Raw genomic sequence first — 26,529 nt, forward strand, 5'->3', positions numbered from 1 at the left:
TGATGATTTTTATTCTAAGTTACGATTGGCTAAGGCAACTTTTACGGTTTGGTAATTCTTGTTTACTTTATTAATTACTTTTTCTCGAAAGGAAAGCTCTAATTCTCCATCAACCTGCGAGAGTAAATTACTTGCATTTACATGTACAACTGGTTTTTGGTTTAATTGATTCTCCTTTTTTGAAGGATTTCTTGCAACTGCTAACAGTTCGTCAACTGTAATATTGCTAGCTTGTGATTTGATTAATTTTTGTTCTGTTTTTTGATTATTGATTGAAACTTCTGCTACTTGATTTTGATTTGAATTCTTGTTAACGATTATCGATTTTTTTTCTAAAACTGGAGTTTTGTTAATTCCAGAAGTTGATTTTGACACAACATTGTCGACCAAGCCTTTCTCCTCCTCCATAAGTCTTATAGTACTCTCTGGAACAACAGTAGTTTTTGGAGCAACTGAATTCTGAATAACAACCTCATTTCCCTTGTATTCAATTGCATTTCCTTTTTGACCAAAATAAACTGTTCCAATTAAAAGAAATCCAACAAAACTTGCCGCCATAAACAACCAAGGAAACTTTGTTTTTGGTTCTTGCTTCGCCTGTTCGCTATTGCTCGGGTCAGCCGCTGTAATCATTGCATCCAGTTTGCTCCAAGCCAATTCTGACGGTTTGATCTCCCTAGAATTCAATTGCTCTTTGAACAGTGTTTCTAATTTATTCGGTTCCATACTCGTAATTTTTTAAGGTATTAAGCTGTGCTTGCAACATTTTCCTGGCATGTGACAATTGTGATTTTGATGTTCCTTCATTAATCCCTAACATACAGGCAATTTCGTGATGTTTGAATCCTTCAATCGCATATAAATTGAAAACCATTTTATAACCATCCGGCAAACTGTCTATTAAAAATTGAATGTCGGCTATTGCGAATTGGCTTTCGATATTATTGAAACTTTCTTCAAAATAGGTTTCATCTTCAATATATTTCAATTTTTTTTCAACTCGGATAAAAGAAATACATTCGTTGATCATAATTCTTCTGATCCAACCCTCGAAACTTCCTTTGTGCTGAAAATTCTTCAGATTCGTAAACACTTTCATAAAAGCGGTAATCATGATATCTTCGGCCTGATGAATGTCTTTTATGTATTGGCGGCAAACACTTAACATTTTTGGAGAAAATTGGGTGTAAATCTGCTGTTGCGCCAGCCGATTGTTTTCGACAGCTAACTGGATTAGTTCATTTTCCTCGTGATGTAAGCTGATTACTTTCATAAATAAATGCAATGGCTAAATTCAATTTCAATATTTTCACTGCGATTGCAATTTATTTTTGATAGTGAATCTGACTTCTATTAGCATAGACGATTGACAATGCAAAAAGGTTGCATAGCAATAAAATTAATTTAAAAAAATATCGTTCACTGAGATTCTTCCTTCGTCAGAATGACAAAATGATGCTATTTTTTTCTTTCAATAACATAATTGACCATTAAGATCAGTGCGTCTTTAAACTCCGAGTCTGTATAATTATCCAGCAATAAAAGAGCTTCTTGCTGAAATTCGACCATTTTTTGTTCGGCATAAAGCAAACCGTTATTGTTTTTTACAAAAGCAATAACTTCTTTGACACGTTTTTTATCTTTATTATGATTTTTTATGGAATTGATAAGCCATGTTTTATCTTTTGAAGTACATGTATTCAAAACGTGAATAAGAGGCAACGTCATTTTTTGTTCTTTGATGTCAATCCCGGTTGGTTTCCCAATGGCTTCATCAGTATAATCAAATAAATCATCTTTTATTTGAAAAGCCATCCCAATGAGTTCTCCAAACTTGCGCATATTTTCTACCTGAACTTCATCTTCTATAACGGATTTTGCGCCAAGAGCACAACAGGCAGCAATAAGTGTCGCTGTCTTTTTCCGAATGATTTCATAATAAATATCCTCCGTGATGTCGAGTCTTCGGGCTTTTTCAATTTGAAGTAATTCGCCTTCGCTCATTTCGCGAACAGCGACAGAAATGATTCGGAGTAAATCAAAATCTCCATTATCTATGGAAAGTAATAAACCTTTGGACAATAAATAATCCCCAACCAAAACAGCAATTTTATTTTTCCAAAGCGCATTGAGGGAGAAAAAACCTCTTCTGCGATTGCTGTCATCCACTACATCATCATGAACCAATGTCGCAGTATGAATCAGCTCGATAACGCAAGCGCCACGATACGTTCGTTCATTTACAATTCCGTCAGAAACCATTTTGGCCGTCAGAAAAACAAACATAGGACGCATTTGTTTTCCTTTTCTGTTGACGATGTAATAGGTGATTCTATTTAACAAAGCCACTTGTGAAGTCATCGATTCGTAGAACTTTTTTTCAAAAAGTTCCATTTCGTCAAAGATGGGCTGTTTTATTTGTGAAGTAACATTCATTAGAATTCAAAGATACAGTTTTAAATAAAATAGTTAATACATATTTTAACATAGAATTTAAAACTGAAATGATTTTTTTAATTAATTTTATGTGAAAGACAACGCAAAATTGAATAACCTACAAACAATTTTGTTTTTTAAATCTGTACAAATACTTAATATTCCCCAATTCGTTAGAAACCGTTTTATTAACTCTAAAACCTTTAAAATTATTAGAGGATCACCCCGCTGTTTTAAGCATATAATAAAATCAAATAATACAATTGGATTACTTTTAAATATTAGTATAAATCAAAAATTATATGTCATGAAAACAAAAATTTTCTCAGGTATAGCATTTATAATGCTAAGTTTTTTTATTAGTTGTGATTCTAATAATAATGATGATAATGATCCTAATTCGTCTCCGATCCTCACAACAGCGGATGTAGCGAACGAATCAAAAATTGATATCGCTATTGATGATGTGGTATTCATTGTCGAAGATCAATATACCGCTCAACAAAATTCATCCAATATTTCCAGCGCAACTTCAAAAGGTTTTTTACCCACCTGCGCAACCATTACAACAGTATTAGCAGACGGAATTTGGACTAGAACAATTGATTTTGGAACGGAAGGTTGTTTACTTCCAAATAGAAACTTAGTAAAAGGAAAAATAATTATTAGCTTTTCTACTGATTTTACCAGTCCCATAAGAACTATTTCTTATACTTTTGTCGACTTTTATCACAATAACAAACTTCTTCAAGGCAATAAAACAATCAGTTACGAATTAAAAAGTACGGCCTTACTAGCGGAGGTTCATCCCGTAATGACTTTTACCGTTGATATGAAAATTACCTTTGATGACGGAAAAATATATACAAGAACAGGCACTAAAGTTAAAGAAACCGTCGAAGGTTATGGAACACCTCTTATCTGGGATGACAATGTTTTTCTGGTGACGGGAAATAGCACAACAACTTTACCTGACGGAAACAGTATAGTAAAAACAATTACCACTCCTTTGCGTTATGTGATGACTTGTAGTTTACCGTTTCCAGTGAGCGGAGTTGTTACTATAACTAAAAATGATTCTGAGGGAGTATTAAATTTTGGAAATGGAGTGTGCGACAATCTCGCAACGCTAACAATAAATGGCGTTACAACCGAAATCATTCTTCAAAAATAAAAGCTGTATTTAAACCAAAAAGCATTAAGATGTTTAAATCTTAATGCTTTTTTTATGCTTCTTTATTGGCTAATTGTCCGCAAGCTGCATCAATATCTTTTCCGCGGCTTCTTCGTACTTTGACCACAATTCCGCTCGATTCCAGTGCTTTTATGTATGCATTTATAGATTCTTCCGAAGCTTGTTGAAATTCTCCATCATCGATTGGGTTGTATTCGATAAGATTCACTTTGCAGGGAACGTATTTACAAAACTTCACTAAAGCATCTATTGAAGCTTTATTGTCGTTGATATCTTTCCAAACTACATATTCGTAGGAGATTTTGCTTTTGGTTTTTCGGTACCAATATTCTAACGATTCGCGTAAATCCGCCAGAGGAAAATTAGCGCTAAACGGCATAATTCGAGAACGAATTTCATCAATTGCTGAATGTAATGAAACGGCAAGCTTGAATTTCACGTCATCGTCTGCTAATTTCTTTATCATTTTAGGAACTCCCGAAGTCGAGACCATAATACGTTTAGGCGACATTCCTAAACCTTCCGGCGAAATAATCATTTCAATTGCCTTCAACACATTATTATAATTCATAAGCGGTTCTCCCATTCCCATGAAAACAATATTCGACAACGGATGATTGTAATACAAACGACTTTCTTTATCAATGGCAATTACCTGATCATAAATTTCTGCCGGTTCCAGATTTCGCATTCTTTTCAATCGCGCTGTAGCGCAAAAGTTACAATCTAAACTACAACCTACCTGACTGGAAACACAAGCGGTAGTCCTGGTATTTGTAGGTATCAAAACCGATTCGACAACCAAACCATCATGCAAACGAACAGCGTTTTTTACGGTTCCGTCTTCACTGCGCTGCATAGTATCCACTTTGATATGATTGATAACAAAATGCGTTTCCAGCATAGTCCGTGTTCCTTTAGAAACATTAGTCATATCCTCAAAACTATGTGCACCTTTACTCCACAACCATTCGTAAACTTGATTACCACGAAAAGATTTATCGCCATTTGCAACAAAAAAATCTCGTAGTTGTTCTTTTGATAAGGATCGTATGTCTTTTTTCTCGATTTCCATGGTGCAAATTTAATGACAATTTGTTGATTTGTTGATTTGATAATTTGATAACTTTGCTCTCAATTGAAAAAAATTCAAATAATGCATTTCATTTCCCAAGAATTAGAAGATTATATCGAGCAACATTCTGAAAAAGAACCCCCTTTATTGGCGGCTTTGAACAAAGAAACTTACCAAAAAATTCTGCTGCCGCGAATGTTGAGCGGACATTTTCAAGGGCGGGTTTTGAGTATGTTGTCTAAATTGATTCGACCAGTAAATATTCTGGAAATTGGTACCTACACAGGTTATTCAGCGTTGTGTTTGTGCGAAGGCATGCAGGAGAACGGACAATTACACACGATTGACATCAAAGAAGAATTAGTTGATTTTCAGCGCAAGCATTTTGACAAATCACCTTGGGGAAAACAAATTTTCCAGCATTTAGGAGAAGCCGTTAACATTATTCCAACACTGGACATCAAATTTGATTTAGTTTTTATTGATGCCGATAAAGAAAATTACCTCAACTATTTTGAATTGATTGTTCCAAAAATGAATAAAGGCGGGATTATTTTATCGGATAATGTGTTGTGGAGCGGGAAAGTTCTGGAACCGTTGAACCCAAAAGATTTGAGCACAAAAATATTATTGGAATACAATCAATTGCTGGCAAATGATCCTAGGGTAGAAACCGTTTTATTGCCTATTCGTGATGGTTTGACAGTGAGTAGAGTGTTGTAAAATCAACTGTTTCTTTCGAAAACAACTGCCTAGCCCTGATGGGAGCGACATCCTTTTTCTTGTTATTCTGACCCAAGGAAGAATCACAAGAAAAAGATACAGCGTAGAGCAGGAAATGGCTCCTAATCCTTTGACCGTAACGGAAAATACTTTTGTTGGGCCATTTTGTATACTTTATACATCAAAAAACCCGAGGTAAATCCAAATAAATAACCTGATAAAATGTCTAATGGATAATGCAATCCAAGATAAATTCTGCTATAAGCAAAGATGAAAGGCCATAAAAACAACAGCCAAAAATATTTGAAATACTGTCTTAAAGTAAAATATAATAATGTTGCAACAGCCATCGAATTCGAGGCGTGACCCGAGAAAAAACTAAAAGATCCTCTGAATTGAACGATGCGAATGAAGGATTTTATTTCAGGATTATTACACGGTCGCAGGCGTTGAAATCCGTTTTTGAATACATTGGTCATTTGATCTGTAAACGTGACCAATACCGCTACAAATAGCAGTAAGTAGAGTGTTTGTTTTGCTCCAAGTTTTTTGAAAATCACATACAGCAAAAGTAAAAAAAGGGGAATCCAGTTGCTTTGTTTAGTAATGAATGACCACAAACCATCATATTTTTCTGATCCTAAACCATTTAAAAACACAAATAATTCCGTATCTAAGGAAAGTAAATTTTCTAGCATTAAATCTGACGTTTTATAGGCCCTGTAATATCTTCTATTACTTCTTTAGTAGTTTCAATAGGAGCGCTTGTGTCTGCCAATAAACTGTCTTTAGCTTTATTAATTTCGGAAGTAATATTTCCAGTTATATCCGTAAATTGAGATGTATCGCCCAACAAATTTTCCTTCGCTTTATTGATTTCAGAGGTAATATTCCCCCTAAAATCGGTCAATGTTTTCGCATCGAATCCGTTTGCCTCAGCCCCTTTTTGGATTTCACTTTTAATGTCATTCGTTGCATTTTTTAATTGTGCCATTGCTTTACCCATGGTGCGGGCAATTTCCGGAACTTTATCTGACCCAAAAAGCATGAGTACTATAAACATGATAAAAATTAATTCTCCTCCACCTATACCAAACATATTTTTTATTTTTGATTGTTACAAAGATATTAAATTTTGAATCTTTGACTTTTAATTTTTTCATAAAAAAAAGACTCTTTTCAGAGTCTTCCTTTTACAAGTTTTATTTTTTAGTCGAATTTGGACTTTACTTCTTCTTTCGGCCAAGTATTATTCGCCACATCAATATCAGCAGTTTCTAACTTTGGATCAACTTGGATTTTTTTGATTGCTTTTTCAGTTGCATACACTTTCTTAGCAGTATCATTATTTTTTCTCCAAATTTGAGCTGGATATTTAAATGTTTCTTTTGAATCATCTTCGTACGTTAACTCAACAATAATTGGCATTAACATTCCTCCCGGCTTATTGAACTCTACTTCGTAGAAATATTTAGGCGATTTTAATTTTGTTTTTTCATCAGCAGTAAAGTTTTTATTTACGTACTCCGACAATAGATTCATATCTGAAATGGCTAATGCCTTCTTCTCTTTAGCGGACAATTCCTCGCTGGTTCCAGGAACTAAATACACGAAAGGTCCTTTTTCCTGACCAAAACGTCCTCTTCTTACCGTTGCATCCTTTAGTTCTTTAGTTGCCGTTTCAGATACGTAATACTGTTTTACTTCTTTCACACCTATATCTACAAAATCAGTAGAGTAAAACCATCCTCTAAAAAACCAGTCTAAATCTACTGCAGATGCATCTTCCATCGTTCTAAAAAAGTCTTCTGGAGTAGGATGCTTGAATTTCCATCGGTTTGCATATACTTTGAAAGCATGGTCAAACAGTTCTCTTCCCATAATCGTTTCTCTAAGAATATTTAATCCTGTTGCAGGCTTACCATAAGCGTTTGCACCAAATTGAACTATTGTTTCAGAGTTAGACATAATAGGTTCCAAGAATTTTTGATCACCACTCATATAAGGAACAATTTTACTTGCAGGACCGCGACTGGAAGGAAAGTTTATTCCCATTTCTTGTTCAGCCATGTATTGCATGAAAGTGTTCAAACCTTCATCCATCCAAGACCACTGACGCTCATCAGAATTGACAATCATAGGAAAGAAATTGTGTCCTACTTCATGCACCACTACTCCAATCATACCATTTTTAATACGATCGCTAGTCACTCCTTTTTCATCAGGACGACCATAATTCCAGCAAATCATAGGATATTCCATACCTTGATCTTCCGCAGATACCGAGACTGCTTTTGGATAAGGATAATCAAATGTGTGTGCAGAATAACTTTTTAAAGTGTGCGCAACAGTTCTTGTCGAGGTTTCTCCCCACAAAGGATTACTCTCTTTAGGATAAACTGAAATTGCCATTACTGTTTTCTCACTTAATTTAACTGCCATTGCATCATAAATGAATTTTCTAGAAGTAGCAATACCAAAATCCCTTACGTTTTTAGCGCTGAATTTCCATGTTTTCTTCTTATCAGAGAATCCTTTTTCGTTAGCTTCTGCTTCCGCTTGTGTTACAATAACAACCGGATTATCGTAGGATTTCATTGCAAGTTCATATCTTTTCACTTGTTCCGGAGTAAATACTTCGCTTCTGTTCATCAGCTCTCCTGTTGCTTCCATGACATGATCTGCAGGCACGGTAATATTTACATCAAAATTCCCAAAAGGCAACGTAAATTCTCCTGTTCCCCAAAACTGCATATTCTGCCATCCTTCTACATCATTATAAACCGCCATTCTAGGATAGAACTGAGCAATTACATATAATTTGTTTCCGTCTTTTTCGAATAATTCATATCCTGAACGACCGCCTTCTGCTCTATAGTTGTTGATATTATACGCCCATTTGATTGCAAAAGAAAATTTCTCTCCCGGTTTCATTGGCGTTACCAAATTGATGCGCATCATGGTTTGATTGATGGTATAGGACAATGAATTTCCTTTAGCATCTTTGACGAACTCAATATTGAATCCGCGTTCTAATTCTTCTTTCAAAAATTTATTAGCAAAGTTTCCTGCGGGAAAAACCTGTTCCATTCTTTGGCTTTCAGCCAATGGAGTCTGTGAGTTTTTAGCAGCTTGATTTTGGTCTAACTGCACCCATAAATATTCTAAAGTATCTGGGGAATTATTATAATACGTAACGGTTTCTGAACCACTTAATCTAGAATTTTTGTCATCAAGCTCAATATTGATTTTATAATCAGCTTGTTGTTGGTAATAAGCTGGACCTGGAGCTCCTGAAGCGGTACGAAACATATTAGGCGTGGCTAACAAATCATACATTTGGCTAAACTTATTGGTGTCGTACTTCCCGGTTGGTTTTGGTGTTACCGGCACTGTTTTTTCCTGTGCAAATAACAATGCAGGAAAAAACAATAATAAAGATAATTTTTTCATAGGTGGAAATCTGGTTATTTCAATGGGTGAAAATAATAATTTTAAGTATATTTTTCTAAATTAATTAATATTTTAACATTCCCTTGGATGAAGACTCCGTAAAAAGCAACGTGTTTTTGACTCCCGAAACATTGAAATGCATTATATTTTGCTGCTCTGAATTGCCTTCAGTGATTACGGAATTATAGATTTCCAGCGCATTTATTTTTTGAATTTCTTTCATGCTGAAGTAACAAATGAGCACATCGCCTTCCATTTCTTTGCTCAAAAAATGTATCGGTTTGGTCTGACCGTTTACTTTGATATAAAATTTTTCGCTGAAGTATTTTTTCAAAAAATTTACATCATCAACAGATTCATTTTCTGAACCTAATTTGATTTTCTTACTATACTTTTTTCCAACGGCGGCATTTAAATCGTCTACGAATATACGAGTCGTGATTTGAAGCATTTTTTTCTCTGGAGCGTAATTTACCTGATACAATGCCACATAAAATTTATGAACACTAAAAGAGGTCAACGTTAATAATAGTAATCCAAAGAAAGTAATTAAGATTGTTTTTTTCATTCGAAGATTCTATTTGTTTTTTATCGGAAAATGGTATCGCCATTCTTCAATCCTATTTGTATTCTGGAATCATGGCGATTTCATTTTTGCAAAGTAGTGATTCTTTTAAATTCTTCGTTCTTGGTGATTAAAAAATCGATTAGTAAAAACTCATCTTCTTCTTTCAATAGATTTTTTGATATTGGGTCATTTTCGCAATAATCCAGAAAAAGACCAATTTCTTCAGTTTTCAACTTCAAGGTATTGGTAAAAAAATAGCGATCCAACCCTTTAGAAACGGTATCAGAAAAATCTACTTGTGCATTCAATCCTGCTTTTTCGGCAGAATCTTTTTTAAACACTTTGGAAACCATTTTAAATATTCTAACAAAATCCATTCCGTTTTCTATAGTTCCGTCCGAAGGCATGGTTCTGTTTACTGGCGAAGATTTCGCATCATCCGTAAATTGCGTATCCACGATTGACTGAGAATTACTGATAGCTGGCTTTATGTCCATTTTACCTTTTACAATTACTTCTTTCAAAAGTGTGGTTTGCGCCTCTAAATTGATCACAAACAACGTTTTTAAAAAATCCTTTTCTTGAAGCACGATTTTCTTAGACTTAAAAGAAGGACTAGAAACCAGCAACGTATCTTTGGCTTTCGCCAAAATATCAAAAAAACCTTGATTGCTGATGAAGGTTCTTGTTTTCGAATTCAGATTAAAAACATAACCGTTATCCACCAAAGTTAATTCATTTACAAACTGACCGTGCAGTGATTTTCTGTTTTCATTTTGGCCAAAAGAAAGTTGGCAAAAGAAAAGGAAGCACATTATTTTTATTTTAGTTTTCATCTGAAATTGTTTTACTGTAATTAATTTAGACATTTAACCCTCCGAGAATAAATACAAGCCTTCTCCAGCATTATTTGTTTGCGTTATTTTTCCGTTTATTAAATTTAAGATATTTATTCCATTTACACCAACAGAATCTGCCATGATTTTTCCTTTTACCAGCTTTTCATCGAGAGTTTGTCCAAAAGAAATTTGGCAAATCATAAAGAACGTTCCCCATAAAATGTTATTTATTTTCAAGGGCAATAATTTCGTTATAATTCTCAGCAAGTTTCACGATTAAATACATAATCAATGTTTTGTTCTTTGCACGCAACGCATTTGCAAACACACCATCATCAACACAATAATACTGGAATCCTTTGATATAATCTGAAGGAATTCTTAATGTTTCCGTATAATATTTATCCTCAAAAAGCACATCAATTCTAGCCAAAAGCTGTTCTTTCTTTTCTACAATAATTTCCTTTTTCAACATGGCTTTTCTCCCAGATATCGTATTCAATAGCCCGTCAATTCCGCCACCAGAAGTTGCTGTGTATAATTTCCTTTCAGAAGGTGTGTATTTCTTTTGACCGTAGGGAATAATTCCTAAACTCTCCGCAGTAATAGATGATTCATTCACTATTACTTCTTTCAAAATAATACTTTTAGGAATCATCTGGACCGTAATAACTTCCTCTACCAAATCCTGTTTAGTAATTTTCCGGCGAAGAGCCTCTAAATTTACGGCTGTAAAGACCAAAACATCGCCTTCTTTTACGGGGATTGTAAAAAAGCCATTAGCATCTGAAACCGTAGCTTTTTCTGTTGATATATTTACAATATTAATGCGATCCACTGCAACAGAATCTGCGGTGATTTTTCCTCGAATTTCCTTCGTAATATTGGTCTGTCCAAAAGTAACTTGAACCAATAAAAGGAATATTAACTGTAGCGTATTTTTAATTTTCACTGGAAATTATTTCTTTATACTTTGTTGCTAATTCTCCTATCAAAAAAGTAGTCATTGTAACATTTTTAGATTTTAAAACATTTACGAATCGTTCATTTTCGATGCTGTAATACTCAAATCCTTTTACATATTCAGAAGGTATTTTTAATTTACTCACAAAGTAATCGGCAGTAAACAAATTCTCTAACTGTCTTAAATAGGATTCTTTCTTTTCAATCTCAACTTCTTTTTTCAACATCTTAGTTCTTCCCGAAATCCAATTTAACAATGGATCCGCCGAAACTGATCCTCCCATCATGCTACCCGCATTTGCTGAAGCATTAAGATCACTGGCCGTATACAATTTGCGTTCAGCCGGAGTATACGTTTTCTGACCTCTAGGAATAATACCTAATGAAGATGCATTAATCCCATTTCGAACAATCACTTCCCGCAATTGATTCACTATTGGCGTGAGTTTCACATAAAGAATTCCCTGAGCAAAATGATCTTGCATCAAAAGTAATGTAGTTTCCTTGAATTGCGACGCGGTAAATAGTAACGTATCTCCAGCAGTTGCCTGAATAGAAAAATTTCCGTCACGATCAGTAATTGAAGACTTTTCGGTTTTTTTATTTATAACATAAATACCTTCCAAAACCGAAACATCAGCAGTCACTTTTCCGTTTAATTGCGTTCGGAGCACCTCTTGTGACAGAACATTTGTTGCAGCAAAAGCCAAAAATAAATAAACAATTCTAATCATCACTCAAACAGTCATTATTGACGCCTCGTAAAAGTATCTTAATGCATTCCAAATTAATTACTAATGGGTTGGTAAAAAAATGTTAATTAAAAACTTGAATTAAAAAAGACTGATTTAATACCTTTAGCACAAATTATGCACCATAAATGAAAAACATATTAATCGCAAGTACCTCAACGCTTGCAAACGAGGATTATCTGGAGTATTTATTACCGGAATTACAACGCATTTCCAGGATTGTGAAACGATTCTTTTTATTCCTTACGCCAGACCTGGCGGTATTTCGCATGAGGAATACACCTCTATGGTGCGCTTGGCTTTCGCCAAAATAAATAAAAAAGTGATAGGAATTCACGAATTTGAAGATCCCGCAGAGGCGATAAAAAATGCCGAAGGAATTTTCACAGGAGGCGGAAACACTTTTGTTCTCGTGTCACAATTATATAAGAATAATGTGGTGGAAACCCTTTCGGAAGTTGTAAAAAATGGGACTCCTTATTTAGGAACCAGTGCTGGAAGTAACATTTGCGGATTAACAATGCAAACGTCAAACGACATGCCGATAGTTTATCCGCCAAGTTTTAAAACTCTTGGATTAATTCCTTTCAATTTGAATCCGCACTATTTAGACCCAGACAATACTTCGACACACATGGGCGAAACACGAGAAACCCGAATTAAAGAATATCATGCATTTAATACTGTTCCGGTTTTAGGACTGAGAGAAGGCAGTTGGCTAGACGTAAAAGGAGATTCGATTACTTTGAAAGGCAATTTGAAAGCACGATTGTTTCGACAAAATCAAATTCCTGAAGAATTAGAACCTGGAACTGAATTGAATTTTGTAAAATGATTTTACAAAATCTCCAAAATAAAAAAAGCCGAAACAATTAAGTTTCGGCTTTGAAGAGCTAAAGACTAGGCCTTCCCGTATCTCTTCGTTCACGGGATATCTCGAAGCTTCGGGACTAGCACAACCTTAAAATAAAAAACCTCAAACAAAAGTTTGAGGTTTTAAGAGCGAAAGACGAGGCTCGAACTCGCGACAACCAGCTTGGAAGGCTGGAGCTCTACCAACTGAGCTACTTTCGCATTATAACAGTAAAATTAAGATTTCAAAGTAAAACTTGAAACTTAGAGCGAAAGACGAGGCTCGAACTCGCGACAACCAGCTTGGAAGGCTGGAGCTCTACCAACTGAGCTACTTTCGCATTAACAACGGTGCAAATATACTTAATAAGTTTGCTTCAATGCAAGTTTTTTTCTTAAAAAGTCTCAAACCTACCTCTTAAACCTTTTTTAAAAAGAGGATTCAAATCATAAAGAATTTAATATGAAAATATTATACCTTTATAGGACACAAAAAAAAATTAAAAAAAATAATGCAAAACATCAAACAAGTACTTGCTTTGGATGCATTTTCGGTACGACTTTCTACACTTCGGATGGAAGAATCGCTAGAAAGTTGTCGTCTTGACGGCCATATTTTAGCAACAGCTGTTCATTTTGGTTGATATAACTCTGAAAATCTCTTGGGAGTAGTTCCCATATTTGAAGTAAAGAACATGTATTCACACATGAAAAAGAGTGCAGCAAAAACAAACCAAATCTAATTTGGTTCAACGCCGGAAAAGGAAGGTTTTATTTTTTTACAGTAAAAGGTCTAGGAATCGAACAATAAAGTATAACGTTTAAAGGTATAAATGATGAATAGTACATTTTTGATTGTGATGCTGTTGACCTTCATTAGTTGCAAAAAAGAAGCACTAAAAAGCGAGGTAATCTTGAAAGAAGAGATTGCAAAACCTCATGTACAACCGGAGGGAAAACCGACCAATATAGATTCCACTTTAATACTTTCGTTCCACAACAAAGTACTTACAGATTTTTACACGTCTACGAATTACAGGACAGTGTGGCAATCCGAAGAAAAGAGAAAAATAATGTTAAGGGAACTTCTCAAATCAGATGAAGAAGGATTAATCCCCGAAGACTACAACGTAAAAACATTATTTGATTTCGAAAAAAAAGTAATCACGCTAGATTCTGTAGATTTGGCAAAATATGATATTTTACTGACTTCCAGTTTACAAAAATACATCTCACATCTCACTAAAGGACGGCTAAATCCTAGAAAATTATATAAAAACTGGGATTTGAAACCAAACGAAATAGATCTAAATACAACAGTCGCCCAATTGCTTCAAACCGATTCCTTGGCTTATAAAATAGAGCAATTGAAACCCAATCACCTTATTTACAAAAGATTAAAAAAAGCACTTCAGCAAATTAATTCTTTTCCAAAAGACAACTTTAAATCTATAAAATTCTCAAAAATAATAACTCCGAATGACACTAATCCTTCCCTCATTGATATCAAAAAAAGATTAATTTACTGGAAAGAATTGCAACCTAAAGACAGTCTTACGCCGGTATATGATGAAGAAACGGTTAGTGCTTTAAAAAAATTTCAAAGACGGCACGGTTTAGCCGCTGATGCAAAAATTGGAGCAGGAACCATTGCGTCCCTTAATTTTTCTAAGAATCAACGAACGCAACAAATTCTAGTAAATCTGGAACGCTGGAAATGGTATCCGAAACAAATGGGAAAGGAATATATTATCATCAATATTCCAGATTATAAGTTGTCCCTGGTAAACAATAATGATACGTTGAGAGCACATAGGGTTATTGTGGGAAGAGCAAAAAGAAAAACACCGGTACTTAGTTCTAAATTGACACAAGTCGTTTTTAATCCAACTTGGACAGTTCCACCAACCATCCTGAGAGAAGACGTAATTCCTGCAATTTTAAGAAGCAGAAGCTATTTGACAAATTCAAACATTAAAGTTTACGATAGTAATGGAAGAATTGTTAGTCCTTATGAATGGCAATTATCTCAGGCTAAAACCTATCGATATGTACAAAGTCCGGGTACTTTTAATTCGTTAGGCATGGTAAAAATCATTTTTCCAAACCGTTTTTCCGTTTATTTACATGATACAAATCACAGGGATTATTTTGACAAAATTGATCGTTCCTTAAGTTCAGGTTGTGTCAGAGTAGACAATCCATTGGAATTAACGGAGTATATACTGAACGACGAAGTTAATTGGAACCTGGAAAAAATCACTGAAACTTTACAGAATGAGAGAACGAAATTTGTAAAAATCAAAAAAGAAATAGCTTTTCATCTACTATATTGGACTGCTTGGAGCGAGAACGATAAATTAATTTTCAGAGATGATATTTACAATCTTGACGCTAATTTGTACGATAAATTACGAAATTGATTTGGCTCCAAATTTAGAAGCTCTTGAAGGATGATAGATAAAGAAACAGGATTTATCTTTGATTGTGATGATAATCTCTTTAGATAATTCAGCTGGAACAGCTGGACAGCCTTGGCTTCTTCCTAATCTATGGTTATTTTTGATAAAGGAATTAGACACATAATCAGCTGCGTGCATCACTACGCCTCTTGCTCTTGCATTATCATTTACTCCTTTTTCTAAACCGTCTAAACGAAGTGACATACCGTGTTTGCCATTGTAAATTTCACCCGTAGAATAAAACCCTAAGCTGCTTTTATACGACTCTGAAGCATTAGAAAAATTAGAAGCGTATTCTTCACCCGTATTTCTTCCGTGGGCAACCAAAGAGTGAAACAAGACTTCACCAGTCATCAAATCAATTACCCAAAGTCTTTTGGTATTAGAGGATAAACTAAAATCAACTAAAGTTAAAATATCTTTCTTAATCAATCCTTTTTCTTTCAACGAATAATATCCTTTTAAGGCCACAGCAAAGCTTTCCAATTTTGGCAAAGCAAATTTGTCAGAATGTAAATTATTGTAGGCTATTTCAATTTTAGTCTCAACACTAGTTTCTAACGCCTTAGCATAAATTACTGGTTTAATATTCTTTGGTTCAGAGAAACTTAATTTACCTGGAGATAAAGTAGCAAGCATAAACAATACAGTAGGAAATATCGTATAAATCATTGATTTTCTTTAAGTTATAGATTAATTCGGGGTTGCAAACGTACGCCAATAATCAAGAATAAGATCGCATTTAACAAAAATTTAGTTTTACTATAACACAATCCACGACTAATTAATGATTGAATAATCACAAAAAAGGCAGTTTTCATGTTAATTTTATTATTTTTGTGTATAACCTATCCCAATTTATGTCAAAATTACATTCTCTCGTTCTATTTTTACTTATATTCTTCAGTTTTACTTTCTACGGTCAGAAAAAGGCACTTCAAGCAAAATCTATCACAGAAAACATTACAATAGATGGAAAGATAAACGAAGAAATTTGGCAATCGGCATCAGTTGCAACTGATTTCATTATGTTTGAACCTGACAATGGAAAACTGATTAGCAATGATAAAAAAACAGAAGTAAAAGTATTGTATGACAACAATGCCATTTACATATCTGCATTGCTTTATGACAATGAACCCAGTAAAATTCAGAAAGAAATAACCAATAGAGATGTTTTTGGGGTTTCGGATCATTTCGCCGTTTACATCAATGGTTTCAATGATGGCCAACAAGATTTTAGATTTTTCGTGAGTGCTGCAGGAGTTCAAATGGATTGTTTAGCAACCGACGATTATGAAGATTATACGTGGGATGCCATTTGGGACAGCGAAGTGACAATTACGGAATTTGGATGGGTTGTGGAAATGAAAATCCCTTATGCTGCTTTGCGATTTTCGAAAGCTGACAAACAAACTTGGGGGTTAAACTTCATGAGAGAAATAAAACGTGATGTACAAAAATATACGTGGAACAGAATTGACACTAAAATAGGCGCTGTAATTCCACAAGCAGGAATTCTTCAAGGAATTGAAAAAATACAAACTCCTACCCGACTTTTTATAATTCCATATACATCCGCCTACCATCAGCAAAGTGATATTGGCTCTGACAGAACTTTCAAAGCTGGATTAGATGTAAAATACGGAATAAACGACTCCTTTACATTAGATGCTATTTTAGTACCTGATTTTGGACAGACAAAATTTGACAATGCTATTTTAAACCTATTGCCTTTTGAACAAAGATTTGAAGAAAACAGACCTTTTTTTACAGAAGGAACGGATTTGTTTAACAAAGGAGGTTTGTTTTATTCGCGAAGAATTGGCGGTGCTCCAAGTACCGAACCAGCAAACGCAGCAAACGAAGAAATAACTAATTATCCTAGTACAGTCAATTTACTTAATGCAATAAAAATATCTGGTCGAACTCAAAAAGGTTTAGGAATTGGATTCTTGAATGCAGTTACTGAAAAAACTAAAGCTACTATTTTAAACAATGACACCGGTGATACCAGACAAGAAGTCATTGAACCTTTGACAAATTACAATATGTTTGTCCTGGACCAACGCTTTAACCAAAACTCTTCTGTGACTTTTGTCAATGCAAATACTACCAGAAACGGAGATTTTAGAGATGCAAATGTTGCCGCAGTATTGTTTGATTTAAACACAAAATCAAATACCTATAATCTATACGGTGACTTTAAATACAGCTCCATCAATACCATTGAAGACTATGATGGATTTAAAACAGAAATTGGTTTTGAAAAAACAAGTGGGCAATATAGATACGGTTTTTCTGGAAAATATCTTTCTGAAAATTACGATGTGAATGATTTAGGCATCAATTTTTATTCTAATTATCACAATGCCTATGGGCATGCAAGCTATAGAATAGTAAATCCAACCAAAATTTTTAATACTTTCAGATTAAATGAATATATAAATTTTGAAGTGGACAATACGTCTAAAAAATTACAAACTGGTGCTTTTGGTACAGAAATAAGGGCGACAACATTAGGGAATGATTCTTTAGAGCTTTTATTCGAATTAACACCCGTCAAAACATTCGATTTTTACGAGCCACGTGAATATGGAAGATATGTATTTCTTCCAGAAAAAATGATTACCATTCTAAATTTTACCTCAAATGACAACAATCCTTTTACAGTAATTATCCAACCTGCATTTACAAAATACAATGAGAGCGGTAGGAATAATTATGGCTTTTATTTAGGTTCAAAATATCGATTCAATGACAAATTTTCTTTAGCCTTCGCATCTGAATACACTAAAATGATTAATGATCGAGGTTGGGTTGCCTTTGATGATACAGGAATTGTATTTGCAGAACGCAATCGAGAAATTCTTCAAAATGATCTTACTGGAAAATATTCCTTGAACAATAAAATGACCATTAACTTAACGGCTCGCTATTATTGGTCGTATTCTAAAAATCATGAATTCTTTACCTTGCAAAACAGCGGTTATTTAACTCCAAATACTAGCTACGCACAAAACAAAGACCGAAATTTTAATTCCTGGAACTTTGATTTATCCTATTCATGGTGGTTTGCGCCAGGAAGCGAAATCTCAGTTTTGTACCGTAACTATGGATTAGAAAGAGCCGTAGTAGTCGAAAAAGACCTATCTAAAAATCTAAAAAGCATTTTTAATAGCGACCTAACCAATGTACTCTCAGTAAGCATTCGTTATTTTATCGATTACAATTCTGTAAAAAATAAATTTTAATTTTTTCAAAACAAACTGTAACATTCAATTAAAAAGGGAGTCTATTAATCCAAACTATTGTGTGGATTGGTGATTTGTCCCTTTGAAACTATTTTGGTTTTTCTAATTTTGCATCAATCAATCAACAGTTTCATGAAAAATCATTTATTGCTTTCTTTCCTCTTCATAAGTGTCTTTGGCTACAGCCAAAAAAAAATATTACAAACAAAGTTTATTTCCGAAAAAATTGAAATTGATGGTAATTTAAACGAACCTATTTGGCAATCTGCTGCAGTAGCAACTGATTTCATTATGTTTGAACCTGATAATGGCAAGGCAATTCCTGAAAACAAAAGAACAGAAGTAAAAGTCTTATACGATAACGACGCCATATATATTGGAGCCATGATGTATGATGACAATCCAGATAAAATTCTAAGAGAAATCACTCAAAGAGATGATTTTGGGACTTCGGATATTTTTGGAGTTTTTATAAATGGATTTAATGATGGTCAGCAAGACTTTCAATTTTTTGTAAATGCTGCTGATGGTCAAGCAGATTGTATTACAACCGACTCCAATGGCGAGGATTATTCTTGGGACGCCGTTTGGAAAAGCAAAGCCGTAATTACAGCTAAAGGTTGGATTGTCGAAATGCGAATTCCATACGCAGCACTCCGTTTTTCTGGTGAAAACAAACAAACTTGGGGACTTAATTTTTTTAGAGAGATAAGACGAGACCGACAAAAATTTACTTGGAACTTCATCGATTCAAAATTGGGAACATTTACCCAACAAACAGGAGTCTTGGAAGGTATTGAAAACATTAAACCTCCTACCCGACTTTTTCTTTTACCGTACTCTTCTTTTTATGTAAATGCCGATTCAAAACAGAAAACGTACGGAACACTTAAAGGCGGACTGGATTTAAAATACGGTATAAACGATGCTTTTACACTAGATATGATTTTGATTCCTGATTTTGGACAAACAAAATACGACGATCAAATTCTGAATTTAGGACCATTTGAACAACAATTTAATGAAAACAGACCTTTTTTCACAGAAGGAACGGATTTATTCAGCAAAGGAAATTTAGTTTATTCAAGACGAATTGGAGGAAATCCAATCAATTATCCTACCACAGCTGCAAACGAAGTAATCATTGATAATCCCGCTAGTGTAAACCTTATCAATGCCTTTAAAGTTTCTGGAAGAACCAAAAATGGATTGGGAGTTGGAATCTTAAATGCTGTCACCGAAAAAACAACTGCAACCATCAGAAATAACGACACACAAGAAGTCCGAAAAGAAGTTGTTGAACCGCTTGCAAATTATAATGTATTAGTTTTAGATCAGCGCTTTCGCAAAAATTCTTCTGTTGCGTTTGTTAACACAAATGTTACCAGAAACGGAAGTTTTAGAGATGGAAATGTAACCGCCTTAGTTTGGGATTTGAATACTAAAAAAAACACCTACAACCTTGCCGGTGATTTCAAATACAGTTATATCAATGGTGTAGAAGATAAAAAAGGGATTAATTCCCAATTGAATTTTTCTGAAACCAGCGGTAAATTTCGTTATGGAGTTGGGGCTGATATCACCACAAAAGATTTTGATAATAATGATTTAGGAATCAATTTTGAGACTAATTATTACAGTGTATATGGTAACACCAGTTATAGAATCCTTAATCCGACGAAGTACTTTAACACTTTCAATGCAAGAATAAACGCTTATTCACAATTTCAAAAAGAAACAGGCAAATTACAAACGGGCAATATTAACTTTCAGATTAATTCGAATACCAAAAAAAATCATTACTTCGGAACAGGTTTCGATACGAATCCAGTAGAGACCTACGATTATTACGAACCAAGAACCGCTGACAGATACGTCATAAAACCAAGTAAACTTGGAGGTTTTATTTATATTTCAACCAATTACAACAATAGTTTTGCCATTGATTTCAATCCGTCATACGCCGTTTTTGATGAAGCCGGAAGAAATTCTTATGGTTTTTCTCTTGGTCCGAGATACCGTTTTAGCGATAAATTATCATTGAATTATAATTTCAACTTTTTTAGACAAAACAATAATAAAGGCTACATTGACAGCATTAATGAAGATCTAAATTCGGTTACACCAAATGCTATAATCTTTGCTAATAGAAATGTAATTACCTATTCGAATACGCTATCGGGAAAATATTCGCTGAACAGCCAAATGACTTTTAATATTTCGTTACGCCATTATTGGTCATATGCCGAGAATAAAAATACTTTATCGTTAGAACAAAACGGCAGACTTATGGATTTTGCAGGATACGCAGACAACAAAAACTCCAGTTTTTATTCTTGGAATGCTGATTTATCTTATTCTTGGTGGTTTGCGCCAGGAAGTCAAATTTCTGTTTTATACCGAAATAATGCTGGCGCTTTTGAAAGAAACATCAACAAAGAATTTAGAGAGAACTTCACCAATTTATTGAATAATGATGCATTGAGTCATGTTTTCTCAATAAGTGTGCGTTATTTTATAGATTACAACCAAGTTAAGAATAAATTCTAAATGCATAAACCTTAAAAAAGGCAACATTCCACAACAAAATAATCATTATTTGTTATGCTTAGCCTCTGAATCTATAATAGTGATTTTGATTCACTTGAAGATTTTTAGAAATACTTTATCTTTGTATAAAATACATTCCAATGAACAAAAAAGTAATTCTTATGATTTTAGACGGTTGGGGAAAATCTCCTGACCCAAAAGTTTCTGCTATCGATAATGCCAATGTTCCATTTATTAATAGTCTTTATAGAAATTATCCAAGTGCTCAACTCAGAACTGACGGATTAAATGTTGGTCTTCCTGAAGGGCAAATGGGAAATAGCGAAGTAGGTCACATGAATCTTGGTGCAGGCCGAATCGTATATCAGGATTTAGCCAAAATAAACTTAGCCGTTGCACACGACACTTTAGCTAAAGAGCAAGTTTTAGTTGATGCCTTTACGTATGCCCGAATAAACAATAAAAAAGTACACTTTCTAGGCCTGGTTTCAGATGGCGGTGTACACTCTCATACGTCTCATTTACGTGGCTTGATTGACGCCACACAACAACATGGATTACAAAAAGTTTTTGTTCACGCCTTTACTGACGGTCGTGATGTAGACCCAAAATCCGGCAAACATTACATTCAAGATTTACAGGAATATATTACTAATACTACCGTAAAACTGGCTTCGGTTGTGGGGCGATATTATGCGATGGACCGAGACAGACGATGGGAAAGAGTAAAACTTGCTTACGATCTATTAGTAAACGGAATTGGAACACATTCAACAAATGCGGTGACTTCCATCGAGGAAAGTTATGAAGTCAATGTAACTGATGAATTTATTCATCCAACGGTTATTGTGGATGAATGCGACAAACCTCTAGCAACAATAGAAGAAGATGATGTGGTTATTTTCTTTAATTTCAGAACGGATAGAGGAAGAGAACTAACTGAAGTATTAACACAAATGGATTGTCATGAACAAAACATGCACAAACTTAATTTGTATTATGTTACGTTGACTAATTATGACGAAACCTACCAAAATGTAAAAGTTGTTTACAATAAAGATAATATTACAGAAACGCTTGGTGAAGTACTAGAAAAAGCACACAAAAAGCAAATACGAATTGCTGAAACGGAAAAATACCCTCACGTAACTTTTTTCTTTTCCGGTGGAAGAGAACAGCCTTTTATTGGCGAAAGCCGTATCTTGAAAAACTCTCCAAAGGTTGCTACTTATGATTTGCAGCCTGAAATGAGTGCCTTTGAATTGACGGATGCTCTGATTCCCGAATTAGAGAAAGAAGAAGTGGATTTTGTATGTCTGAATTTTGCCAATGGCGATATGGTAGGACACACCGGAATTATGAGTGCTGCGATAAAAGCCTGTGAAGCAGTTGACCAATGTGTCGAAAAAGTAATCACGGCAGCATTAGCCCATAATTATACTACCATCGTAATTGCAGATCACGGAAATTGTGAAACAATGATTAATCCTGACGGAAGTCCAAATACAGCACATACTACAAATCCAGTTCCAATTATTTTAGTGGACAAAGACCTAAGAATAATTCATGATGGGGTTCTTGGCGATATTGCTCCTACCATCTTAGAATTAATGGGAGTAGAAAAACCAGAAGTAATGACTTGTCATTCATTACTTTAAGCAAAACCAACAAGCAATATTTGAATTGAAAGCTACTCCAAACGAGTAGCTTTTTTTTATAAATAAAGTTAATTTTTCATTACTAATAGTGATACTATTATTTTTAATTACATTTGTGTCAAATTAAAATGTTTAACTATAATTAATTAAAAACATAAAAAAAAGCATTCTATTTTTAGTGTGTGTTTAAGCATAAGCCTAAGCACTTATTCGCAAAAAAAACAAATCAAAAAAAACAAATTAAAAAAAATTGAGATTGATTCCGTACAATGGAAAAAAGAACATTATATCATTCATAGAGATTCCGCTTATGCAGATCCTAGGATTAAAATAAAGAAATTAATGGGCGGAAACAAACGTTTTATTGAAGGGAGAACAATCAAACCAAGGCAAGACATGAATACCATAAAAAGTCTAATAAACCGACAGGAACCCTTTGCAATAATTGTAGGCTGTTCAGATTCAAGAGTGCCTAATGAAATGATTTTTGATCAAGGTTTAGGTGGTTTATTTATCATCAGAACTGCTGGACAAGCATCTGCTGATGCGCCCTATAGGAGTACGAAATTTGCCAGGAAATCCAGTTAATAATGCAGTACGACAAAATGTAGTTGACCAAGTTAATAACCTACGCGACCTAGACCCAATCTTACATAAAAAATACTTAGATGGTGAAATCTTAATAGTAGGTGCGGTATATAATATCCACACAGGAAAAGTAGAATTCCTACCAGAAACACTAAAGAACTTGCCACAGCCAAAAAAGAATACTAAATGAAAAAAATAATATTTATAACACTATTGTTACTTGTAGGCAACAGTGTTTTTTCGCAAAACACAAGATTAAATGACCACAACCAAATAGGATGGCTGGGATATTTTGGGACATTTAAAGTTTCCAATAAATTTAGCTTGCACTCCGAGTACCAATGGCGAAGAGACAATTATGTTGCTGATAAACAACAAGGATTAGTGCGTGTAGGATTGAACTACCAAACTAATCCAAAATTGCAATTACGATTAGGATATGCCTGGATCGAGACCTATCCGTATGGTAATTTTCCAATCAACGGAATGGGCAGGGATTTTACGGAACATAGAATTTTTCAGATGGCTACTATCACAGATAAAATATCAAAATTTGATCTATCGCATCGTTTTATGCTCGAACAGCGTTTCATAGGAAGATATACAAATCCAACAATAAGAGTAGAAGATGACTATTTATTTCTTAACCGTTTACGATATATGTTTAGAATACAAATGCCATTAAAAGGAAATGAAATAACAAATAAAACCACTTACATAGCCGCTTACAACGAAATACTGCTAGGATTTGGAAAAAATGTAAATGAAAATATATTTGATCAAAACCGCATAGGAATTTTATTAGGTTACAAATTAAATAATAATTTTAGAGTTGAAGGCGGTTATATAAATCAAACGGTACAACTTGGAAGAGAAATAGAACAAAGAAATGTATTTCAAAACAATAATGGATTCATAGTAAACACACTAATAAATGTAGACTTTACTAAAAAAAAATAACAAAAATTAGTTACAACAAATAATTGATTGATTGACTTTGTAAAAGCACAACAAGATATACTCCATTCATTAAAATCAGATCTATACAATATATATGATAACAAGAAAGTTACAGCTATAAGGAAAATCGGCCTCTTAAAAACTAAGTGTTATAAATCCCTTAAACTCGATTAACAAAAGACCGCTAACGGTTATATTAGGCGGTTTTGTGTTTAAAAGAATGATTCTATTTGGAGTACTACAAAAAATCATTGTAGTTATCCTATTTGGCAAGAAATCAGGAATTAATTCTTAAAAAATAGCGGTAATAAAGCCCTCATTTTGACAATTCCACTACTATTAACATTAACTTGAGCTATAGCAAAGCTTACCGATTTCTCTGTCCAGTTAAGAATGAAATTTCATTTAAATTGATAAAATCATCCCAAAATAGTAACAGAACCTTTAAAGCGTAATTTCTACAGGATTCGTTTGTTCCTACAAATACTCAATAGTGTTGAGTCTAAAAAAGAAGAAATTTTTATGCAATTAATCAAAATTTTGCCGCGAAATATTACGAGATCTTGAATACATTATTAAGTTAAAGCATTAATTTTCAAATGTTTATATTAATATAATTTCATCTTTTACATATTTTTCTTGAATGATTAATCGAGTTCAGGTTAATTACAGAACAAGAAACAAAAGCATGGGCTTCTTAAAAAATAGTTAAAGTCACATAGTCAATAGCATTACTATTAACTATGTGGTTACTTTTGCTGGATAATCATTAAAAAAATAAAATGAAAACAAACTTAATTTTGGCATTTTTAATCGTCTTTTCAAATGCATTATTTGGTCAAATTAAGCTTGATCAAAGCAAAGATTACAATAATTTAGAAGAAGCTCTGAAAAATCCTGAAATGATTTACAGGCTAGATCTGAGTAATCAAACAGTTAAACTAGATACCATTGATTGGACAAAGTTTACTAATCTTGCATATCTAAATCTTAAAAACGATCATTTAAAGGAATTACCAATCGGTATTACTACTCTAAAATCTCTGAAGACAATTGATTTAAGTGGAAATGATTTCAATATATTACCTAGTGCTTTTTCTAATTTGACCGCATTAGAAGAGGTCTTTTTAAATGATGAAAAAAAAATGAATTTGCCTAAAACGCTAAACATTTTAGCAAAATTGCCAAATTTAAAATCCCTGCATTTAGAAAATGATCACTTAAAATCATTACCAAGTGAACTACTGCGTTTTAAAAATCTAGAAAAATTGTATTTAGGTAATAATGAATTGAAGGAAATCCCAGTTCTCAAAACATTAGATCATTTAAAATATTTAGATTTAAAAAATAACAATATAGAAACTGACATTAGAGATATGAAAAATTTAAACTTTGGCCTAAAAATAAATTTCTAATAATAACCGATAAAACTTATCTTTAATTAAAAATAAGTTTTAGATACAAGCAGTGTAACAATAATATAAAATCCCTTTTTGTCTCTCAAGTATATCATTAAAATTTTAAAAATGGACACTATTTTAGCAAATATAACAATAACAGTCAACGATCAACTTTACGTAAAGAATCCTGAAACTTCTTCTTTAGGAAAAAAAATAATTGAGCATAGTATTTTAATGATAGATGAAATAGGTTTTGAAAATTTTACGTTCAAAAAACTTGGTGAAAAAATTGGTTCGAATGAAAGTTCAATCTATAGATACTTTGAAAGTAAGCATAAACTATTATTGTATTTATCCTCGTGGTATTGGGGCTGGATGGAGTATAAATTAGTGTTTGCAACTAATAATTTATCTGTACCATTGGAGAAATTAAAAAAAGCTATTACTATTTTAACGGAAAAAATTGAAGATGATTTTACAACCGCCCATATCAACGAATCTATTCTAAACAAAATAATAATTGCCGAATTCACAAAAACATTGCTAACAAAAGACGTTGACGAGGAAAATAAAATTGGTTTTTTCTTAGTTTACAAAAGAGTAATCAATAGAGTTATAGAAATGATACAAGTGGTAAATCCTGATTATAAATATGCAAAAAGTTTAGCCTCATCAATAGTCGAAGGCGCATTACACCAGCATTTTTTAAAGGACCATTTAAAAACAATTACAAATTGTAATGAAACTATTTCACCAACCGATTTCTACAATGATTTAGTTGAACGAATTACAAAATAATAT

At 33.6% G+C, this 26,529-nt stretch carries 25 protein-coding genes, 2 tRNA genes and 1 pseudogene; 13 read left to right on the forward strand and 15 right to left on the reverse strand.

The window, feature by feature from the left end:
- Positions 1 to 9: 9 nt before the first annotated feature.
- From AC0J6S_RS01665 to AC0J6S_RS01675, 3 genes are all read right to left on the reverse strand, one after another.
- Positions 10 to 726, reverse strand: coding sequence for a hypothetical protein (locus AC0J6S_RS01665; RefSeq protein ID WP_474955143.1), 717 nt, complete (start codon positions 724 to 726; stop codon positions 10 to 12).
- Positions 713 to 1,273 carry an RNA polymerase sigma factor gene (locus AC0J6S_RS01670; RefSeq protein ID WP_474955144.1) on the reverse strand — a complete coding sequence of 187 codons (561 nt, stop codon included), beginning with the start codon at positions 1,271 to 1,273 and terminating at the stop codon, positions 713 to 715. The genes AC0J6S_RS01665 and AC0J6S_RS01670 overlap by 14 nt, the downstream gene beginning before the upstream one ends.
- A gap of 185 nt (positions 1,274 to 1,458) precedes the next feature.
- On the reverse strand, positions 1,459 to 2,436 hold the full coding sequence (locus AC0J6S_RS01675; protein WP_474955145.1) for a polyprenyl synthetase family protein: 978 nt from the start codon (positions 2,434 to 2,436) through the stop codon (positions 1,459 to 1,461).
- 307 nt (positions 2,437 to 2,743) lie between these two features.
- Between AC0J6S_RS01675 and AC0J6S_RS01680 the strand changes: the two genes are divergently transcribed.
- Positions 2,744 to 3,610 carry a hypothetical protein gene (locus tag AC0J6S_RS01680; RefSeq protein ID WP_474955146.1) on the forward strand — a complete coding sequence of 289 codons (867 nt, stop codon included), beginning with the start codon at positions 2,744 to 2,746 and terminating at the stop codon, positions 3,608 to 3,610.
- Between the two features lie 52 nt (positions 3,611 to 3,662).
- Here AC0J6S_RS01680 and rlmN read toward each other — a convergent pair whose 3' ends face one another.
- Positions 3,663 to 4,706, reverse strand: coding sequence for a dual-specificity RNA methyltransferase RlmN (gene rlmN / locus AC0J6S_RS01685; protein WP_474955147.1), 1,044 nt, complete (start codon positions 4,704 to 4,706; stop codon positions 3,663 to 3,665).
- 81 nt (positions 4,707 to 4,787) lie between these two features.
- Here rlmN and AC0J6S_RS01690 point away from each other — a divergent pair, with 81 nt between their 5' ends.
- Positions 4,788 to 5,429: an O-methyltransferase gene (locus AC0J6S_RS01690; RefSeq protein ID WP_474955148.1), complete on the forward strand. Its 642-nt coding sequence runs from the start codon at positions 4,788 to 4,790 to the stop codon at positions 5,427 to 5,429.
- 122 nt (positions 5,430 to 5,551) lie between these two features.
- Here AC0J6S_RS01690 and AC0J6S_RS01695 read toward each other — a convergent pair whose 3' ends face one another.
- From AC0J6S_RS01695 to AC0J6S_RS01730, 8 genes are all read right to left on the reverse strand, one after another.
- Positions 5,552 to 6,127: a phosphatase PAP2 family protein gene (locus AC0J6S_RS01695; RefSeq protein ID WP_474955149.1), complete on the reverse strand. Its 576-nt coding sequence runs from the start codon at positions 6,125 to 6,127 to the stop codon at positions 5,552 to 5,554.
- The gene (locus AC0J6S_RS01700; protein ID WP_474955150.1) at positions 6,127 to 6,528 is read right to left on the reverse strand and encodes a twin-arginine translocase TatA/TatE family subunit; all 402 of its coding nucleotides are present in this window, start codon (positions 6,526 to 6,528) and stop codon (positions 6,127 to 6,129) included. Before AC0J6S_RS01700 ends, AC0J6S_RS01695 begins: the two co-directional genes overlap by 1 nt.
- A 110-nt stretch (positions 6,529 to 6,638) precedes the next feature.
- Positions 6,639 to 8,882 (reverse strand): M1 family metallopeptidase, encoded by a 2,244-nt coding sequence (locus tag AC0J6S_RS01705; RefSeq protein WP_474955151.1) that lies wholly within the window; start codon positions 8,880 to 8,882, stop codon positions 6,639 to 6,641.
- A gap of 64 nt (positions 8,883 to 8,946) precedes the next feature.
- Positions 8,947 to 9,450 (reverse strand): DUF6702 family protein, encoded by a 504-nt coding sequence (locus tag AC0J6S_RS01710; protein WP_474955152.1) that lies wholly within the window; start codon positions 9,448 to 9,450, stop codon positions 8,947 to 8,949.
- Between the two features lie 80 nt (positions 9,451 to 9,530).
- Positions 9,531 to 10,286 (reverse strand): hypothetical protein, encoded by a 756-nt coding sequence (locus AC0J6S_RS01715; RefSeq protein ID WP_474955153.1) that lies wholly within the window; start codon positions 10,284 to 10,286, stop codon positions 9,531 to 9,533.
- A gap of 33 nt (positions 10,287 to 10,319) precedes the next feature.
- Positions 10,320 to 10,526, reverse strand: coding sequence for a hypothetical protein (locus AC0J6S_RS01720; RefSeq protein WP_474955154.1), 207 nt, complete (start codon positions 10,524 to 10,526; stop codon positions 10,320 to 10,322).
- Positions 10,513 to 11,241: a peptidase associated/transthyretin-like domain-containing protein gene (locus AC0J6S_RS01725; protein WP_474955155.1), complete on the reverse strand. Its 729-nt coding sequence runs from the start codon at positions 11,239 to 11,241 to the stop codon at positions 10,513 to 10,515. Before AC0J6S_RS01725 ends, AC0J6S_RS01720 begins: the two co-directional genes overlap by 14 nt.
- Positions 11,231 to 11,986 (reverse strand): hypothetical protein, encoded by a 756-nt coding sequence (locus AC0J6S_RS01730; protein WP_474956309.1) that lies wholly within the window; start codon positions 11,984 to 11,986, stop codon positions 11,231 to 11,233. The genes AC0J6S_RS01725 and AC0J6S_RS01730 overlap by 11 nt, the downstream gene beginning before the upstream one ends.
- 146 nt (positions 11,987 to 12,132) lie before the next feature.
- Here AC0J6S_RS01730 and pepE point away from each other — a divergent pair.
- Positions 12,133 to 12,839 (forward strand): annotated as a pseudogene (gene pepE / locus AC0J6S_RS01735) (dipeptidase PepE).
- 166 nt (positions 12,840 to 13,005) lie between these two features.
- Here pepE and AC0J6S_RS01740 read toward each other — a convergent pair.
- Both AC0J6S_RS01740 and AC0J6S_RS01745 read right to left on the reverse strand, forming a co-directional pair.
- A tRNA-Gly gene (locus AC0J6S_RS01740) sits at positions 13,006 to 13,078 on the reverse strand.
- 46 nt (positions 13,079 to 13,124) lie between these two features.
- Positions 13,125 to 13,197 (reverse strand) — tRNA-Gly (locus tag AC0J6S_RS01745).
- 171 nt (positions 13,198 to 13,368) lie between these two features.
- Here AC0J6S_RS01745 and AC0J6S_RS01750 point away from each other — a divergent pair.
- Positions 13,369 to 13,500 (forward strand): hypothetical protein, encoded by a 132-nt coding sequence (locus AC0J6S_RS01750; RefSeq protein ID WP_474955156.1) that lies wholly within the window; start codon positions 13,369 to 13,371, stop codon positions 13,498 to 13,500.
- A 189-nt stretch (positions 13,501 to 13,689) separates the two neighbouring features.
- Entirely contained in the window at positions 13,690 to 15,279 is a 1,590-nt protein-coding gene (locus tag AC0J6S_RS01755) for a L,D-transpeptidase family protein (protein WP_474955157.1), read from the forward strand.
- Here the strand turns inward: AC0J6S_RS01755 and AC0J6S_RS01760 are convergent.
- Positions 15,268 to 15,990: a murein L,D-transpeptidase catalytic domain family protein gene (locus AC0J6S_RS01760; protein WP_474955158.1), complete on the reverse strand. Its 723-nt coding sequence runs from the start codon at positions 15,988 to 15,990 to the stop codon at positions 15,268 to 15,270. The genes AC0J6S_RS01755 and AC0J6S_RS01760 overlap by 12 nt on opposite strands.
- Positions 15,991 to 16,178: 188 nt before the next feature.
- Between AC0J6S_RS01760 and AC0J6S_RS01765 the strand changes: the two genes are divergently transcribed.
- The 8 genes from AC0J6S_RS01765 to AC0J6S_RS01800 all read left to right on the forward strand — a co-directional run bounded on the left by AC0J6S_RS01765 (position 16,179) and on the right by AC0J6S_RS01800 (position 26,526).
- Positions 16,179 to 18,572, forward strand: a complete 2,394-nt coding sequence (locus AC0J6S_RS01765; RefSeq protein ID WP_474955159.1) for a DUF5916 domain-containing protein — start codon at positions 16,179 to 16,181, stop codon at positions 18,570 to 18,572.
- Between the two features lie 132 nt (positions 18,573 to 18,704).
- Complete coding sequence (locus tag AC0J6S_RS01770; protein WP_474955160.1) at positions 18,705 to 21,122, forward strand: DUF5916 domain-containing protein; 2,418 nt, start codon at positions 18,705 to 18,707, stop codon at positions 21,120 to 21,122.
- 140 nt (positions 21,123 to 21,262) lie between these two features.
- On the forward strand, positions 21,263 to 22,780 hold the full coding sequence (gpmI, locus tag AC0J6S_RS01775; protein ID WP_474955161.1) for a 2,3-bisphosphoglycerate-independent phosphoglycerate mutase: 1,518 nt from the start codon (positions 21,263 to 21,265) through the stop codon (positions 22,778 to 22,780).
- A gap of 342 nt (positions 22,781 to 23,122) precedes the next feature.
- Positions 23,123 to 23,368 carry a carbonic anhydrase gene (locus AC0J6S_RS01780; RefSeq protein WP_474955162.1) on the forward strand — a complete coding sequence of 82 codons (246 nt, stop codon included), beginning with the start codon at positions 23,123 to 23,125 and terminating at the stop codon, positions 23,366 to 23,368.
- A complete protein-coding gene (locus AC0J6S_RS01785) occupies positions 23,325 to 23,558 on the forward strand; it encodes a carbonic anhydrase (protein WP_474955163.1) in 234 nt (77 codons plus the stop codon). The genes AC0J6S_RS01780 and AC0J6S_RS01785 overlap by 44 nt, the downstream gene beginning before the upstream one ends.
- Positions 23,555 to 24,328: a DUF2490 domain-containing protein gene (locus AC0J6S_RS01790; protein WP_474955164.1), complete on the forward strand. Its 774-nt coding sequence runs from the start codon at positions 23,555 to 23,557 to the stop codon at positions 24,326 to 24,328. Before AC0J6S_RS01785 ends, AC0J6S_RS01790 begins: the two co-directional genes overlap by 4 nt.
- A gap of 782 nt (positions 24,329 to 25,110) precedes the next feature.
- On the forward strand, positions 25,111 to 25,743 hold the full coding sequence (locus AC0J6S_RS01795; protein WP_474955165.1) for a leucine-rich repeat domain-containing protein: 633 nt from the start codon (positions 25,111 to 25,113) through the stop codon (positions 25,741 to 25,743).
- A gap of 111 nt (positions 25,744 to 25,854) precedes the next feature.
- Positions 25,855 to 26,526: a TetR/AcrR family transcriptional regulator gene (locus AC0J6S_RS01800; RefSeq protein ID WP_474955166.1), complete on the forward strand. Its 672-nt coding sequence runs from the start codon at positions 25,855 to 25,857 to the stop codon at positions 26,524 to 26,526.
- The last annotated feature ends 3 nt before the right edge of the window (positions 26,527 to 26,529 follow it).

The organism is Flavobacterium sp. TS_SC_5 (assembly GCF_056156265.1).